The sequence below is a fragment of the Streptomyces sp. CBMA29 genome, from assembly GCF_014596445.1.
Lineage (GTDB): Bacteria > Actinomycetota > Actinomycetes > Streptomycetales > Streptomycetaceae > Actinacidiphila.
Genome location: NZ_MECL01000088.1, coordinates 17,732 through 33,638, shown reverse-complemented (window position 1 = coordinate 33,638; position 15,907 = coordinate 17,732). Strand labels below are relative to the sequence as shown.

Genomic DNA, 15,907 nt, shown 5'->3' with positions numbered 1-15,907 from the left:
AGCTGAAATGCAAAAAGTGCAATATGTGATTGGAGATGTATATGCACGATGCTGTAGTCAAGGTAATCCATGAATTTGGCCTCGAAAAAGGTTCCATTGAGCGGTCAATTTCCCCGGGTGGCGCAGTTCTCGAGGGATTTCGGTGTCCACAGTCGAGTATTCGCCAAATGTGGCGTCGACTGCGGGATGTTCATGCACAAACCGGACTTTGGCCGTTCGTAAGTCACGATTCACCAGAAGATTGGGAGTGGGATAGCGGTGCGGATGCCGGGATTCTACACGGCCAAAATAATACGAATGACGATCGAGCATGCGGAGAAGCCAGGAGTGCGCTGAACCCCAGCGGCGATACGGTCAGTCAAGTGGTTGCGGCCGGGCTGAGCGATAACCCGAAACCATATGCCTATGGCGAGATCGCGAAATCGTATTTCCATCGTCAGCCCGAGTGGATTATTTTAACCGAAGCGGAACGATCTTTCACCCTTCCGGCCGTGTTGAATGCGCCGTCCGTTCCTCATCCTAGTGAATCGACATGCGCGCCCAGTGCTCTTTATGGATACCATGTCGCCGTTTTGCGAGAATGGTATGAAAGATACGGTGCAACTGTTTATTACATCGGATCATCGGCCGTGGTACTTGATGTCGCGAACCCTCCCCTATCCCTCCTCGAGAGGGCTCGGGTAGCTGTAGAGCAGGTCGAATACTGTGGTGATTTGAGTCAAGTCATCGGCGATAGTTTTGATATCGCAGAGCGTCAAGCGCCATCGCACCAGTGGTTCTTTTGGTGGGACTGACGGAGATTCTTCGAGCGGGCCGCCGATCGGGTGACGGGCCGTTAAGCAGTTTCGCGATCGCTTTCTCGTCGTCTTCGGTGATCCTCCAGCCGACGGTGCAGCGGACCGTGCGCCGGGTGGTGTTCAGGGCTTCGAGGTGCTCCAGCAGGCCGTGGGCGGCTCCCGCCCCATCCACCCGGATCAGGATCGTCGCCGCCGATGAACCTGGGATCTGCGCGAGGGCGTTCGTGAGCACGGCGATGTGGTCGGCCACGGTGTTCGCCCCGGCGTTGCCGGGGCGCAGGAGCATGGCCAGCGACTCGGTGGTGTTCGCGCACCACGCGGCCAGCAGATGAAACCCGAACGTCTTTCTGAACGTGACCGCCGCCCCGGCCTTCTTGGACGCCGAGGTGATGACGGTGGCGTCAGGATCGACGACGATCCAGCCGGTGAGCCGCATGCACGGCACCGTCAGCCACGGGAAGCCGCCCCGGCCGCAGATGCAGCAGGCTCCACACGTGCCGGCGCACCCGCGCCCGGACCTTGGCGATCCGCGCCAGGGCCGTCTATCCGAGGATTGCCGGCGTGCGGCGTGCGGCGTGCGGCGTGCGGCGTGTGGCGTGCGGTGGAGTCCGAGGCCACCGGCCCGAATAACGGCCAGCAGTGTAACTGGAGCTGTTCGGCCTCCGACAAGTTCGCCGCCCCGGGCACGATCGTGACCGCGAGCTGCACCAGCACACCCGCGCGGTGCCGCCGGCCGGGCACCACGCTGGACGGCAGTACCTTCGCCAACGCGTCCGTCAGTCCCGTGCGGTCCGCACACCGGCGCAGCAGCACCGCCCCGGCATGCCCGATCAGCCTCTTCCCGTCAGCCGCTACCGACAGCCGACGATCCCACCCCGCACCCTCAACCACCTGAAAGGTGCCCTGACTTCTGTAGCAGATACGACCTAGGCACTCGCATCCTCGCAGGTCAACGGCACCTTTCTGCTATCGGGACTTCAGATCACCCAATTCCGCCGAATACCCAGGGATAATCCCCTCCGCGGGTTCCGGCTGCCGAGTGTGCAGGTGATCCTCCAACCCGTTGCCGTGACCAGTCGCGAGGGTGACCTCGGATCTCGGAGGAGCGGACGGAGATCCAGGGCAGGACGCTCCTGTGGGCACAAATGCCTGGTCAGAAGCATGATCGCCGTCATCAGCAATAGGGCAACGGCTCCGGAGCTCTTTCCGGAGTTTCCGCAGGTCAAAGCGTTAACTGACGCCTCGCCAGGCTCCCTGCGCCACAAATACGCCACTCGCTCCGGGCTGGAATCTGAGGTGCTGTCAGGTTGCCCGGCGTCGGTTGGTCACCCAGTATCGGTACCCCTCCCGGTGTGCTGGCATCCCTGGCGGCGGCCGGTGTTGGGGGGCGTGAAGGAGTGCGATGGGGCACACGTGCTCTTCCGGTCACGCTGGGTGACCTTGGTTTCTGCTGGGGGGACGGGGACACCGGCGGGTGGGGGTTGGGCCGTTCGGGGGGTGGTGCGGATGGCGGCTTGGGGCGGTGGGCAGTCCTGCCTCCTCGACGTGAGGGGAATGGGCATGGTGCAGCAGCTGGTGCAGGGCGGGGCGACCGGGGCGACCGGGGTGGGTGGCGGGCTGGTGATCGGCCGCCGGCGGCAGCGGGAGTTCCGGCATGACGTCCCGGTGGATCGCGGCCGGGGTGTGGCTGAGGTGGCGGGTGAGTTCGGTGCGGAGCTGGCGCGGGCGATCCGGGTGGGGCTGGCTCCGTCCGGTCCGGGGCCGTACGGGTCTCGGGGGTCGTCGGAGCTGACCTGGTACGCGTTCGCTGTCACCTACGCGCGGGATCATTGGGTGGGGCGGGCGGCGACCACGCGCAACGAGACCAGTGAGGCGCTGGCTCTGGTCACGAGGGCGATGCTGTGGGATGTGCCGGGCCGGCCGGGTGAGGATGTGCTGCACCGGGCGCTGCGCTCGTGGGCGTTCCTGGGCCCGGGAGCGAGCGAGCACGACATCCCCGCTCGGGAGCGGCTGGTCCTGGCGTGGGTGGCGAAGGCGTCCAGGCCGCTGGTGGACCTTCACGACCCGGTCGTGGCCCGTAGCGTCCTGGAGGCGCTGCGTCTGAGGCGCGACGGGAGCGCGGCGGCGCCGGAGAGGTGCGGCGCAAGCGCAAGGTCCTCCGAAAGAAGCGGAGAACATCCGGTTTGCGCATCCGCTGCGATGCTGAGGTTGCGCCTGTGGTGCCACGGTCAAGGAATTCGAGCGTCCGGTTGTCGGAATTTTATATTCCATTACCAGACACCCTTTGGTGCGCGCCGTTGGTGCGGGTAATCCGGGCCTGGGTTACCCGTTCGGCATCACCGGTGGTTCATCCTGCGCCGCGAAGAAGGTGCTGCGGTCGACGGTCTGCCGCGCGGCGCCGACGCCGCCGCGCGCCGACGCCGCTCCGGCGGTGCCCACGGTGCACTGGAAGTTACAACCACGCTGCTCCTGGTGATGGTTGGGCGCTCCGTTGCTGACGGTGCCGTTGTTGGAGTGCCCTCCCAAGTCCGCCGCGGACCGGTCGACGTGGATTCCTTACAGCTTGTGAAAATGGTCACACACGTTTAAAGATGGAGTGATGCTTTACTGGTGATTTACTCTTTCTAGTCTCGGGCTTTCCTCAGTAGATTCTCCGCAGCGTCACGGCATGGATGACGCCACGTGAAGAGGATGAGGAGTCATGACAGCTCGCATACGTGCGTTCATATCGCGCGGGCGCTGGTGGCCCGGGGGGGCCTTGCCCTACACGGCAGGCAGTCTCGTTCTTGCCCTGTCCGTCGCGCTGCTCGCGGGACCCGACCCCGCTATGGCCGTCGCACCCACCGCCACGGCCAACACGGATGGAACCCAGGACGTGTCCGCGTCCGAGGCGGCCGACCTCCCGTCGGCGCGCGTGGCCGCGCGGCTCGAGGGCAAGCGCGTCGAGGCCCTATCCGAGCGTACGGAGACGTCGACGACCTGGGTTAACAAGGACGGTTCGCTGACCACCGAGACCTCGGCCGGCCCGATCCGCTTCAAGGACGCCGGAACGGGGGCCTGGCGCGCCGTGGACGCAGCCCTGACCTTGGCTGCCGACGGCTCGGTCGTCACCAAGGCGCACCCGCGTGGCCTCAGGCTGTCGGGCGGCAGCGGTTCCCGCCCAGTCTCCCTGAAGGCGGCCCAGCAGGCGTCAGCGACCGATCTGGTGACGCTGGGGGCCGGCCAGGACCGGATCACCCTTCAGTGGCACGGCGGACTGCCCGCCCCCCAACTGAACGGCACGCGTGCCACCTACCGCAACGCCGTACCCGGTGCGGATGTCGTCGTGGAGGCGACCCGCACCGGCTTCGAGCAGTTCGTCGACATCACGGCCAAGCCGGCCGCCGGTTTCACGTACACCCTGCCGCTTAGGGCCGACGGACTGAAGGTGCGCCAGCAGGCTGACGGGAGCGTGGTGTTCACCGACAAGTCGTCCCGTCAGCGCGCCACGATGCCGGCCCCGGTTATGTGGGACGCCACCGTGGACGGCGTCTCCGGCGAGCACACTCACCGAGCCCGTGTCTCGCTGCGGGCCGTGGCGATACCGGGAGGCGTGGATCTCGTCATCACTCCGGACGCGGCCTTCCTCGCCGATCCCGCCACCCGTTACCCGGTCACCGTCGACCCGTCGACCTCGGCACTGGGTAATCTCTTCGACACCTACGTGCAGCAGGGCGAGACCGTCGACTGGTCCGCCGATACGGAACTCGACCTCGGCAACCCCGGCACCACGAATTCTGACGGGAGTGCCCGCACCGCCCGGTCGTTCATCACCTGGAACACCGCGCCGTTCGCCGATGCGTTGGTCACCAGCGCGAAGCTCAGTCTGTGGAACTTCCATTCCGGCAACACGGACTGTAAGGCGTACCCATGGGAGGTGTGGGCCTCTGGCAAGGCATCCACTTCCTCACGGTGGACGGCCCAGCCGGTATGGAACCAGAAGGAGGCCACGTCCACCGAGACCAGGGGTAACCCGGCGTGCACCTCGGCTCCCGACGGCTGGGTCAACGCGGATGTGACGACCCTCGCGCAGACCTGGGCCTCGGCCAAGAACGCCACCTCCGGCATGGGCCTGCGGGCCACGAGTGAATCCACGACCGGCCAGTGGAAGCGTTTCAACTCCGCGAACGCCACCACCAACCCGCCCAAACTCGTGGTGACCTACAACTACCGGCCCCGCAACGGGACCAAGCAGGAGGCCGGTCCGCCGTACTTCTCCTACGACGGTGCCTACACGGTCAACACGCTCACACCGGTGCTGCGCGACACCTTCGTCGACCCCAACGGCGACAAGGTCGACGGCACCTTCCAGGTCTTCGATGCGGCCACCGGCCTCCAGGTCGGGAACTCGCTGGTCTCTCCCTTCGTACCCTCCGGTCAGGTGGCATCGGTCACGGTGCCCGCCGGGCTCCTGGCGGACGGCAAGACCTACACCTTCCGCACCTCCCCGTACGACGGCACGCACTACAACCTCGGCTGGTCGGCGTCCAGAACGTTCACCGTGGACACCAAGGCGCCCTCCGCGCCCACCAAGATCGTCTCGACGGACTATCCCTCCACCGCCTGGGTCAAGGGAGCGGGGCAAGCGGGCGTCTTCACTGTCACGCCGCCGGCCGCGGACCACAACTGGCTGGAATGGTCGCTGGACGGCGTGACCTGGACCAAGGTCGCCACGGCCGGAGCGGCGGGCGACAAGGCGCTCGGCATCACCCCGGCGCAGGACGGCACGCAGACCCTCCAGGTGCGGACCGTGGACAAGGCCGACAACCGGTCCGAAGCCGCGACCTACACCTTCCACGCCGGGCCGGGCGGCTTCAGCCAGCCCTCCGACGGCGACCGCACCGCGCGCAGGCTGACCCTCGCGGCCGAAGCCGACGCGGGCAAGTTCGACAAGGTCACGTTCTCCTGGCGGCGTTCCGACGCCGACGCCTGGACCCCCGTCCCGCTCGCACACGTCAGCGCCGGCGGCATCTCGCCGACAGCCTGGCCCGTCGCCCTCACCAACGGCAGAAATACCCCGCTGACCTGGGACGCGGCCAGCACGGTCAGTCCTGACGGAGCGGTGCAGATCAGGGCCGAGTTCAGCGGGCCGGCGAACGCGTCGGCGACCAGCAACCCGCTGAACGCCGTGGTCGACCGGAACGCAGACACGGCCGCGACCCAGGAAGTCGGACCGGGTTCGGTGAACCTGCTCACCGGCGACTACACCCTCACCTCACCGGACGTCGCCTACTACGGCATGTCCGTCACCCGTACCGCGTCCTCCCGCACCCCGACCGAGGGCGCCGACCAGAAGGGCCAGGCGGCGATCTTCGGCTCGGCATGGGTCTCCGGCATCACGGCCGAGCTCACCGAGTCCGACTACGCCTACGTCCGGCGCCTGTCCGACACCGCCGTCACCCTGGTCAAGGCCGACGGCACGAAGGTCAACTTCACGTCCAACGCGGCCAAGACCGGCTGGATACCCGAACCCGGATCCGCCGACCTCGTCCTCAAGGGGAGCGTCAGCGCCGCCTTCACCCTCAACGACGGCGAAGGCGTCGTGACCGAGTTCGGCAAGACCGCCGCAGGGGTGGACACCTGGCAGATGACGTCCTCCCGGCTCGACGGCCTCGACACCACCACCACGACCACCAAGTCCGAGACGGTGGTGGTGGGAACGGACACCGTCGCACGGCCGGTGCGCGTGGTGGCCCCGACATCGGGCACCGACAACGCCACCTGCCTGGCCACACCCACCACCAAGGGCTGCCGGGTGCTGGAGTTCGTCTACGCGACCTCCACCACCGCGACGGCGCAGACATTCGGCGACTACGCCGGACAGGTCAAGGACATCCTGCTGTACGCGACGGGCAAGGGTGGGGCCTCCGCCACGTCGCGGTCGGTGGCCACCTACCGCTACGACACATCGGGCCGGCTGCGCCAGGAGTGGAACCCGCGGCTGGACCAGGCCACCCAGACCACATACGGCTACGACACCGCCGGCCGCATCACGTCCTACCGCTCGACCACCGACCAGCCGTGGACGTTCACCTACGGCCAGGCCGGCGACACCGCGGTGGCCGGCCCCGGCATGCTGCTCGGCGCCTCCCGCCCGACACTCAGCCAGGGCAGTGCGGCGACTGTCGACGGTACCGGGGTGACCACCGTGGTCTACGGTGTCCCGCTGACCGGGACGGCTGCTCCCTACAAGATGGGCGCGTCCGATGTGAAGGCATGGGGGCAGACCGACTCACCCACCGACGCCACCGCCGTCTTCCCGTCCGACTCGGTGCCCGCCTCCTCCAGCGGCAGTGCCCTGCCGTCCACGGCCTACAAGCGGGCGAGCCTGAGCTATCTCGACGCCTCCGGCCGTACGGTGAACGAGGTGACACCCGGCGGCCACGTCTCCACCACGGAATCCGACCGCTTCGGCAACACCGTCCGGGAACTGACCGCGGGCAATCGCTCGGTCGCCCTGGGGCTGACCGCGGCGGACAAGGCCACCCAGGCGGACCTGGGCATCGCGCAGCTCAGTTCCGCGGAGCGGGCACTGCAACTGTCGACCACCACCGTGTGGGACGTCGGCGGCCTCCGTGAACTGCAGGAGTTCGGCCCGCTGCGGCGCCTGGACCTCACCGCAGACCTGAAGTCCGGAACCACCCGGCTGGCTTCCGCGGGCACCTCGGTGACCGGGCGCAGCTGGACCGTCAAGGAGTACGACACCGGCCGTCCCACCGATGGCAGTGCGACCGTCCGCGACCAGGTCACCCGGACCCTCGCCGGCATCCAGGTCCGCGAACACCCCACTGTCCAGGGTGACGTCAGGACCACGCAGACGGTGCTCGACTGGACCCGGGGCGTACCCCTCAAGAAGATCCAGGACCCGGGCGGTCTGGCACTGACCACCGCGTACCAGTACGACGCCAAGGGTCAGCTGATCAAGGAGACTCCGCCAGGTGCCACCGGTACCGACGCTGCGACCACGCTGACCGCGTACTGGTCCGCGACCGGCACCGGCACCTGCGCCGGCCGTCCCGAGTGGGCCGATCTGCTGTGCTCCTCCGGCCCCGCCGGCGCCATCACCGGCGGCGGCGCCAACCCCACCCAACTGGCCGGCAGCACCTACGAGTACGACTCGTGGGGCAACACGACCTCCATCACCAACACCGCCAACGGCGTCACCCGCACCACCGCCACGACGTACGACAGCGCGGGCCGGGCCGCCGCCGTCACGGTCACCGGCGGTCTGGGACAGGCCGTTCCCACCGCCACCACGACCTACGACGCCGCGACCGGCCGGGTGGCGTCGGTGACCTCGCCGTCCGGCGGCACCATCACCAAGACCTTCGACACCCTCGGCCGCCTGACCGGCTACCAGGACGCCGACAGCGGCACCACCACCACCGAGTACGACCACCTGGACCGGCCGGTCAAGGTCACCGACAGCGTGCCCTCCACACAGACCTTCACCTACGACCACACGACCGAACCGCGAGGTCTGGTCACCACCATCATCGACTCCGCCGCCGGTACGTTCAGCGGGACCTATGACGCGGACGCCACCGTCGTCAGTGAGAAACTGCCCGGTGGGTACACGCTCGCGGTGCGGACCGACACCACCGACACTCCCGTGGAACGCACCTACACCCGCGACAGCGACGGCGCCCTGGTCTACAGCGACACCATCACCGAATCGGTACACGACCAGGCCACCACCAACGCCGGACGATCCGAGCAGGAGTTCACCTACGACGCGGCGGGCCGTCTGACCGTCGTGCGGGACACCGCGGACACGGTGTGCACACGTCGCGGATACGGCTTCGACGCGCGCACCAACCGCACCAGTGTGAGCACCGCGCAGGCCGCTCCCGGCCAGGACTGCCCGGCCTCGGGCACCGCGGTCACCAGCACCTACGACTCCGCCGACCGCCTCGTGGGCGCCGGCTACACCTACGACGCCTTCGGCCGCACCACGACGCTGCCCGGTTCGGTGTCCGTCGGCTACTTCGCCAACGACATCGCCCGGCAGGAGACCACCGCCACCCAGCGGCAGACCTGGAATCTCGACTCCGGGATGCGGTTCCGCAATTGGACCGCGGAACAGAAGTCCGGCAGTGCCTGGGTGGCCCTGGGCACCAAGACCAACCACTACGACTGCGACGCCGACAGCCCGCGGTGGATCGTCGAGGACGCCGCCACCGGCGCCGTCACCCGCAACGTCTCCTCGCTGTCCGGCGGCCTGACCGCCACGACCGGTGCCTCCGGCGACGCCGTGCTGCAACTGTCCACCGTGCACGGTGACATCGCGGTGCAACTGCCGCTCGACTCCTCGGTCGCCCCGACCGTCCTGGACACCGACGAGTACGGCAACGAGCGGGCCGGTCAGAACACGGCGCGGTACGGATGGCTGGGAGTACGGCAGCGGTCCGCCGAGACCGTCACCGGCCATATCCTGATGGGCATCCGGCTGTACGACCCGTCGACCGGCCGATTCCTGTCGGTGGACCCGGTCTTCGGGGGCGGCGAGAACCGCTATGGATACCCCGGAGACCCGATCAACCAGAACGACCTCGACGGCCGCAAGTGGAAATGCAAGGCCAAGTGCCAGTTGGCGGGCCGAGGTTCCCACTGCACCGGGTACATCTACGGCGCCGGCTCGGGCCACAGTGAGGAGGACGCCGCACGCGAGGCCAAGCGCGACACCGTCCACCAGGCGCCGCGCGGCTGCTACGCGCGGCACTGCAAAGCGTTCGACTGCACCAAGAACCGGGTGCGCCAGTTCTTCGACAGCAACTACAGCCCGCGCAGCATCCACCGGCACAACGCACCCAACTGGATGCGCAGCGCCAATCACAACTCATGGGGCTTCCTCTTCCACAGCGAGGTGTGGAGGGGGACCTACGGCAGCTTCTGCGGCTGCAGTCCCTGATCCGTGATCCCGGCCGGCTGCGTAGCGTGCGCCTCTCGGCCCGCACAGGCCGGCCGTGCGGACCGTAGAGTGCGGCCCCCTTCACTGGGGGCCGCGCCCGCGCGGGCCCGACCCCCATTACTCCCGGCGCACCATCCCGGACCCGATGACCCAGACAAGGATCTCCGCCATGCCCGACTCCCCCCCTGACACCGCGGAACAGCCCCGGCTGTGGCAGGTGAAGATCGCCCTGGTCGCCACGGCCGCTGAACACGAGCACGTGATGGACAAGCTGTCCGCCGTGCTCTGTCCTGACCCGGATCACGAGGGCCCCTGCCCGATCCCCTGGGCGATGCACAGCGTCAACGAGGACTCCCTGTCGGGCCGCAAACGCAAAGCCCTGCTCGCTGAAATCCAGGACACCAACGGCGACCCCGCACCGGACGAGGAGGCAAGCGTGCCCGACGCGACCGGCCACTCCTGAGCCCCCGGGCCTAGCCGCCGGGCCATCACCCGACGCGGTCGGCAGTCCCCGGGACATGATGTCCGCTGCTCGTCGTCCGCCTGCGGACCGTGCTCCCATGAGCAGCCGGTACCGGGGCCGGGTGTACTGCCGCGTCAGCCGCCCTCGCAGACGCGGGCGGTCAACTCCCTGATAGGAACGGTTGCCGCCGCGTCGCCGTCGCCGGAGGACCGGTCGTAGCGGACCGATCCCGGAGCGGGCCGGTCCAGGTCCGCCACGGTGAACGAGACGCTGCTGGACGACCACGAGTTGTCCTTGGTCCACCGGAAGAGGGCGTAGGTGGTCGTGGCCGTGAGCGGTTCGAGAGATCCGGTCGGCGTCCAGCCGACCCGGGCTCCTCGACGGCCGACGGCCGACGGCACCCGACTCCAGCTCTACACCTGCAACGGCACGGGTGCCCAGACCCGGTCGTACAACTCCTCCAACAAATTACTGGGCGACCCGGCGTCCGGACCAGCAGACGCATCGACGGCTCCGAACGGAGGGGCTGAACGTGGTCGGGCTGCGGGCGGGGAAGACCGCACCGCGACCCTTCTTCAACGGTAGGCCGGCGTGCCGATATCGCCACGCCGGAATGAACGCTGCGGTGGCCTGGGCTGGGGTCGGCGCCTGACATCGTGCCACCCGGTCGGCGCAGTGCACGCGATGGCGGGGGCCCGTGGGCGGTGTCTGAGTAGGTGACCGAGGTGATGCGGTCGGCGTCGTCGTAGCCGTAGGTGGTGGTGATGTTGCGGCCGTCGGTGGACTTCCACAGCCGTCCGTACTTGTCGTAGCTGTAGGTCTGGCCGCCCAGGGATCCGCCGGTCACCGGGGTGACGGAGGTGGCCTGGCGGGTGGCGGAGTCGTAGCCGTAGGTGGCGCTGTCGGTGTTGCCCGGGTCGGTGGAGGTGGCCACCGTGCCGTCGCTGTTGTAGGTGACCTTGGCGACCGCGGCGTTCGCGTCGGTGGTCTGGTCACGCTGTCCGGGACCGCGGCGACCGGCTGGGCCTGGTTGGTGTTTTGTGCGGCCAGCAGGGTCTGCGTGGCGGTCGGGTATGACAGGCGGGTGACGGAGTCGCTGGGGGAGCCGGCGGCGGTGTTGTGCTGGGTCACCGAGGCCACCCCGCGGGCGCCGTAGGTGAAGTTGGTGATCCCGCCGTCGGGGTTGGTGATCGACGTGAGCTGGTGGCCGGTGTAGCCGAAAGACGTGGTGCGGTTCGTTCGTTCGTGCGGGAAGCGTGGCCTTGACGGACTGGCCGACCGTTCGCTGATCGGACAACAGGCCGGCGACGGCTTGGGAGGTGTCGAGCAGGTGGTGACGGTGGCCCTGGTGCCGAGTCAGGGCCTTCCAGTCTTGAGGTGTTTGCCCTTCATCCAGCAGTGGCACCGATACCTCACCTTCGATGCAGCCACCTTCCTTGGCTGGGACGTCGGCCGCGCCGTCACCAACTGCGTCGCCATCCTGCTCGCCGGCCCCGCCGCCCTCACCACTTTCCGCCGCGCCAACTTCACCGGCCCCGTTCGTTTCGTTTCGCCGACTGCGCTGTGAGCCATGGAAGGACGCTGCGTTTTGTGGCGCCGAGAGCGACGCAGGCCGTCGGCGCGCCACGCGCTCCGCCTTCACGCTTAGTAACCGGACTAGACGGACCGCAGTGCTGCGTGCGCCCCTCAAGCCTGCCGACCGGCGGGACAGGGGATCGCCGGTAGACCCCCACCATGCGTGGGGTTGTAGTCGTGAGGGTCTGTCGAGGAGCCACAAGTTCGGCAGCATGTAGATGGTCCCCGCCGGGGAGCAAAGACCCTCGTGGCCTTGTGTGTTTGCGGCATTCATCGCAGGTCGGGGGCCTGCTCACGAGGAACGCGGTCGGCGGGTGAATGCGGTCCCGGAGCTTCCTGGGCGAAGAGGAACGGCGGTCGTCACTCAACGACCGGCGGCTTGACCTGCGGAATTGGCTGTGCCGAGTGCGCTCGACGTTGGTTTGTAGGGTTCTCATGCCGAAAAGAGCAATGGTCACAAGACCGTGTGTCTTTTGACAGGTACAAGAAAGGCTCTGACCGGCATTTCTGCTGGTCAGAGCCTTGTTTCCGGAGTGCCCCCGGCAGGATTCGAACCTGCGCACACGGCTCCGGAGGCCAGCGAGGCCGTTGCTCTTTGCGGGGCGCTGAGCTGGGCGGGAGCGCTGCACGGCACTCGCCGTGGGGAAGATCATCACGCCCCTATGACGTGAGTGCCTGTAGGGGGCCCTTCGGCGCCGTATCGTCAACGGTATGGCGAGTGGCGTGCCGGACGGCGACAGGGCAGGCAACGGGGCATCGGGCTTCACGGAGGAGACGACACTCGACGTACTCCGGGACGCCTGCGCGGAAGCCGGCCTCGACGCCTCGGGCGCCCGGCTGCTGCGGCTCGGCTCCAACGCGGTGTACGCGCTGGCGGACCGGCCGGTGATCGTACGAATCGCCGCGGACGTCGATGCTCTGGACGAGATGCGGCGAGCCGTAGGGGTCGCGCGCTGGCTGGCGGCGGAGGACTTCCCGGCGAATCGGGTGCTGCCCGAGGCAGGCGCGCAGCCGCTTCTCGTCGGCGGCCGGGTGGTCACCTTCTGGGAGAGCCTCCAGGACGCGGAGGAGTACGCGAGCCTGCCCGAACTGGCCGATCTGATCAGGCGGTTGCACTGGTTGGAGGAGCCGGAGTCGCTGGGGCTGCCGTACTTCGAACCGTTCGCCAGGGTGCGGGCGTCGCTGCGAGCACTGAGCGGCGTCGATGAGGCCGATGCCGCGTATCTCGCCGAGCGCGCCGACCAGTTGGAGAAGGACTACGGCCGGCTCGATTTCGTTCTGCCCTTCGGTGTCGTCCACGGTGACGCGAACATCGGCAATGTGCTCCGTGCCCGCTCCGGGCAGGCGGTCCTGATCGACCTCGACGGCTTCGCGCTGGCCCCGCGCGAGTGGGACCTGATCCTCACCGCGATCTACTACGACCGGTACGGCTGGCACACGCGCGAGCAATACGAATCTTTCGTCCATCACTACGGCTTCGACGTCATGAACTGGCCCGGCTATCCGGTCCTCGCCGACCTTCGCGAGCTGATGATGACGCTCTGGATGGGCGGAAAGGCCGCGGCCGAGCCGCGCGCAGCCGGGGAGTTCGCCCACCGCGTGAAAGCGATCCGTACAGGCGCCACACGCCGTGATTGGCGTCCCTTCTGACTACGCACTCCTACGCACTTTCGCGGCCGGTCGCCAGCCACAACCGGTGGTCTGCCGCCTGTTCACGCAGCTCACGTACTGCGGCGGTCGTGCCGTGCGGGGCCAGCGCGGCACGGAACTCGCGTAGGTAACTGACGCACCGGGCGGACCGTAGCTGTTCGCCCAAGTCCAGCGCGTCCAGCGCCACCCGGCATGCCTCATCGACGTCGCCCGCTCGGAGATGCGCGTCGGCGAGCACCATCGTCACGAAGAAGTCCGACCGCACGTGGCTGCCGCTCATCGCGTTCCCGGCGTGCTCGACGGCCTGGCGGGCACTGTTGACGTCGCGGAAGCAGTGCGCGGCCTCGGCGGCGAGTTCTGCGTCATCGAAATACGTGATCCATTCCGGCTCGTCGCCGGAGTTGCGGCGGTCGAGGAAGCGGGCCGCCTCCGCGAGGGCCTGCTCGCAGCCGCGCTTGTCACCCGTACGCGCCAGGGCCCGCGCCTCCATCGCGTGGAACTGCGCCATGAGCGTAGGCGTGGCCACGCCCGAGATGCCCATACGGGCCGCACGGGCGAGCGTCGCGGCCTCCGTATGACGACCGAGGAACGTCGCCTGGTGGCTCATTGCCGACAGGATGCTTCCCGCGAGTCGGCGGTCGCCGCCGTCCTGTGCGAAGCGCAACGCTTGCAGGAAATACCGCTGAGCGAGTCCGTGGTGACAGGCGTCGTACGACATCCACCCGGCAAGGAGCGTCGCTTCGGCGACCGTCGAGAACAGTGCGCGTCCTACGCCCTCCGTGTACCGGCCGCTCAGCAGTGGCGCCACGTCGCGGCTGAGGTACTGGATCACTGCATGCCGGGCGTGCTCACCCCCGAACTGGTCGTCCAGCGAGGCGAACGTATCGCTGGTGGCTTTCACCATGGCCACGTCCGCCAGTCCTACGCGCGAACCCGTACGGTCGGCGGCCTGCGTCGGCGCCGGCTCCGGTGCGACCAGCCACCGTAAGGACGCGTCGCTCCAAGCGTGTTCGGACGGCTCTGAGGTCAACAGCGGCTCGTAGCCGTTGAGATCGGCACGCCACAACCGGTCGGCGGCCGAGACCGCCGCATCCGGCGTCGGCGGATAGCGGGCTTCGAGGAGCTGGGGTTCGCCGTCGACCGTGCTCGCCCGGAGACCCAATTCGGCTCCGGTGACACCGAGCGCATCACACAAGAGCGGGCCGTAGAAGTCGTCGGGCTGGCTGTGCCCGTTCTCCCAACTCGCGATACGGCGCTTCACGCTGGCATCCGCGGGGAGGGCGCTCCCGCGCTGCTGGGCAGCTCGGCGCAGTTCGCTGACGAGCCGGAGTTGACCCCATCCTCGCTGCTTACGCGCTGCCCGGATCTGGGCGCCGTCGTCATCGATCACGTTTCCCACCCGGCCTCTTCGCTGCCTCGCGCGATTAGTGGCTGACTCATGACCTTACGTGATCGGTGCGTTACGCGCTTGATCTCTCGGCAGACCAGCGGGCCGGCGGGGCGACGGAGGATGACGCGCACTTCCCCCGCGCGTCACCCCACGTCATCTGGCGTCATCTGCCCAGCCCAGGGGGCGCGGTTCGACGCTGGTGGCGGTGGCGGACAGTCCGCGGCCGGACGCTTTGGGGTGATGGCGCGTGCAGATGATGACACGCCGGGGAATCGAATGGCTGAGCTTGGCGTCGGAGGACCCGACGCAATGCCGCATGATGTGGCTCGACGATCCGCGGCAGCCTCAACTCGTTGCCGCTGGTGCTCTCTTCGATGTTCTCGCCGTCGACCAGAAGACCGGCATGGAGACGTTCGACCAACTTCGGCGGCGTGGAATGCCGGTCGGCGCGGTGATGGTCGACCGCGGCGCGAACCGAATGGGGTTTTTCCTGCCGGCCGAGTCTCAACAGCGCTTTGAGGCGGCTCTGTCCCGAGAGACGGCAACGCCTCCGCAGTACCGAATCCTGGCGGAAGGCTCCTACGTCGTCGTCCCCGGCCCCATGGCCTTGACCGGCGACCGCTTCGAGTGGCTGAGCGCGCCCACCCATTCCCAGCACGGTTCCCCGCTGCAAACCGTAGCCCTGGCCGTGATGCTTGCCGCTTCATCCGAACTCCTCGCACGCGCCGACAAGTACGGCCAGGAGACGGCCGATGCCGAGTGACGAGCGGCAGGAGCGCGACGCGGCCTCTTGGTCGCCGATCGACAGCCACGAGTGGTACGCGGCCCGGAACGCCGTGAGCGCCCTGCGCGACGTACTGGTCGCGGCGGGGATGGAACGTGACTTCCCGTACCTCCGAGCCGACGTCAATGCCTTCGGGCACGGCTTCATCGACCTGGGCCGCATCTCGCCGGAGACAGCCGAACGCCTCGCCGGCCTTGTCCGTCGGGCGGTGGCAATGGGATGCGAAGTCCCTTGTGCTGAAAGGTCCTTCGACCTCTCGGCGGGCTCTCAGGAACGGAGGGACGAGACATGACGGACC

At 68.0% G+C, this 15,907-nt stretch carries 11 protein-coding genes, 1 tRNA gene and 1 pseudogene; 8 read left to right on the top strand and 5 right to left on the bottom strand.

Annotation, left to right across the window (positions count from 1 at the left end):
- Positions 1-41: 41 nt before the first annotated feature.
- Positions 42-794, top strand: a complete 753-nt coding sequence (locus tag BGM09_RS13605; RefSeq protein ID WP_188281804.1) for a DUF4253 domain-containing protein — start codon at positions 42-44, stop codon at positions 792-794.
- On the opposite strand, the gene BGM09_RS37660 is transcribed toward BGM09_RS13605, so the two are convergent.
- The gene (locus tag BGM09_RS37660) at positions 724-1,233 is read right to left on the bottom strand and encodes a transposase (protein ID WP_223186811.1); all 510 of its coding nucleotides are present in this window, start codon (positions 1,231-1,233) and stop codon (positions 724-726) included. The genes BGM09_RS13605 and BGM09_RS37660 overlap by 71 nt on opposite strands.
- Before the next feature lie 1,124 nt (positions 1,234-2,357).
- On the opposite strand from BGM09_RS37660, the gene BGM09_RS13595 reads away from it, so the two are divergent.
- A complete protein-coding gene (locus tag BGM09_RS13595; RefSeq protein ID WP_188281803.1) occupies positions 2,358-3,107 on the top strand; it encodes a hypothetical protein in 750 nt (249 codons plus the stop codon).
- 12 nt (positions 3,108-3,119) lie between these two features.
- Here BGM09_RS13595 and BGM09_RS13590 read toward each other — a convergent pair whose 3' ends face one another.
- Complete coding sequence (locus BGM09_RS13590) at positions 3,120-3,323, bottom strand: hypothetical protein (protein WP_188281802.1); 204 nt, start codon at positions 3,321-3,323, stop codon at positions 3,120-3,122.
- A gap of 301 nt (positions 3,324-3,624) precedes the next feature.
- Here BGM09_RS13590 and BGM09_RS13585 point away from each other — a divergent pair, with 301 nt between their 5' ends.
- Together BGM09_RS13585 and BGM09_RS13580 are read left to right on the top strand one after the other, a co-directional pair.
- Positions 3,625-9,747, top strand: a complete 6,123-nt coding sequence (locus BGM09_RS13585; RefSeq protein WP_188281841.1) for a DNRLRE domain-containing protein — start codon at positions 3,625-3,627, stop codon at positions 9,745-9,747.
- A gap of 169 nt (positions 9,748-9,916) precedes the next feature.
- Entirely contained in the window at positions 9,917-10,210 is a 294-nt protein-coding gene (locus tag BGM09_RS13580; RefSeq protein ID WP_188281801.1) for a hypothetical protein, read from the top strand.
- 134 nt (positions 10,211-10,344) lie between these two features.
- On the opposite strand, the gene BGM09_RS13575 is transcribed toward BGM09_RS13580, so the two are convergent.
- Positions 10,345-10,611, bottom strand: coding sequence for a hypothetical protein (locus tag BGM09_RS13575; RefSeq protein WP_188281800.1), 267 nt, complete (start codon positions 10,609-10,611; stop codon positions 10,345-10,347).
- Between the two features lie 971 nt (positions 10,612-11,582).
- On the opposite strand from BGM09_RS13575, the pseudogene BGM09_RS13570 reads away from it, so the two are divergent.
- A pseudogene (locus BGM09_RS13570) lies at positions 11,583-11,777 on the top strand (ECF transporter S component); the annotation flags it as partial.
- A 542-nt stretch (positions 11,778-12,319) separates the two neighbouring features.
- Here BGM09_RS13570 and BGM09_RS13565 read toward each other — a convergent pair.
- Positions 12,320-12,401, bottom strand: a tRNA-OTHER gene (locus BGM09_RS13565).
- 95 nt (positions 12,402-12,496) lie between these two features.
- Here BGM09_RS13565 and BGM09_RS13560 point away from each other — a divergent pair.
- Entirely contained in the window at positions 12,497-13,435 is a 939-nt protein-coding gene (locus BGM09_RS13560) for a phosphotransferase family protein (RefSeq protein ID WP_188281799.1), read from the top strand.
- A gap of 10 nt (positions 13,436-13,445) precedes the next feature.
- On the opposite strand, the gene BGM09_RS13555 is transcribed toward BGM09_RS13560, so the two are convergent.
- Complete coding sequence (locus BGM09_RS13555; protein WP_188281840.1) at positions 13,446-14,696, bottom strand: hypothetical protein; 1,251 nt, start codon at positions 14,694-14,696, stop codon at positions 13,446-13,448.
- 382 nt (positions 14,697-15,078) lie between these two features.
- Here BGM09_RS13555 and BGM09_RS13550 point away from each other — a divergent pair, with 382 nt between their 5' ends.
- Positions 15,079-15,588, top strand: coding sequence for a bifunctional DNA primase/polymerase (locus BGM09_RS13550; protein WP_223186849.1), 510 nt, complete (start codon positions 15,079-15,081; stop codon positions 15,586-15,588).
- A complete protein-coding gene (locus BGM09_RS13545; RefSeq protein WP_223186809.1) occupies positions 15,578-15,901 on the top strand; it encodes a hypothetical protein in 324 nt (107 codons plus the stop codon). The genes BGM09_RS13550 and BGM09_RS13545 overlap by 11 nt, the downstream gene beginning before the upstream one ends.
- Positions 15,902-15,907 lie beyond the last annotated feature (6 nt).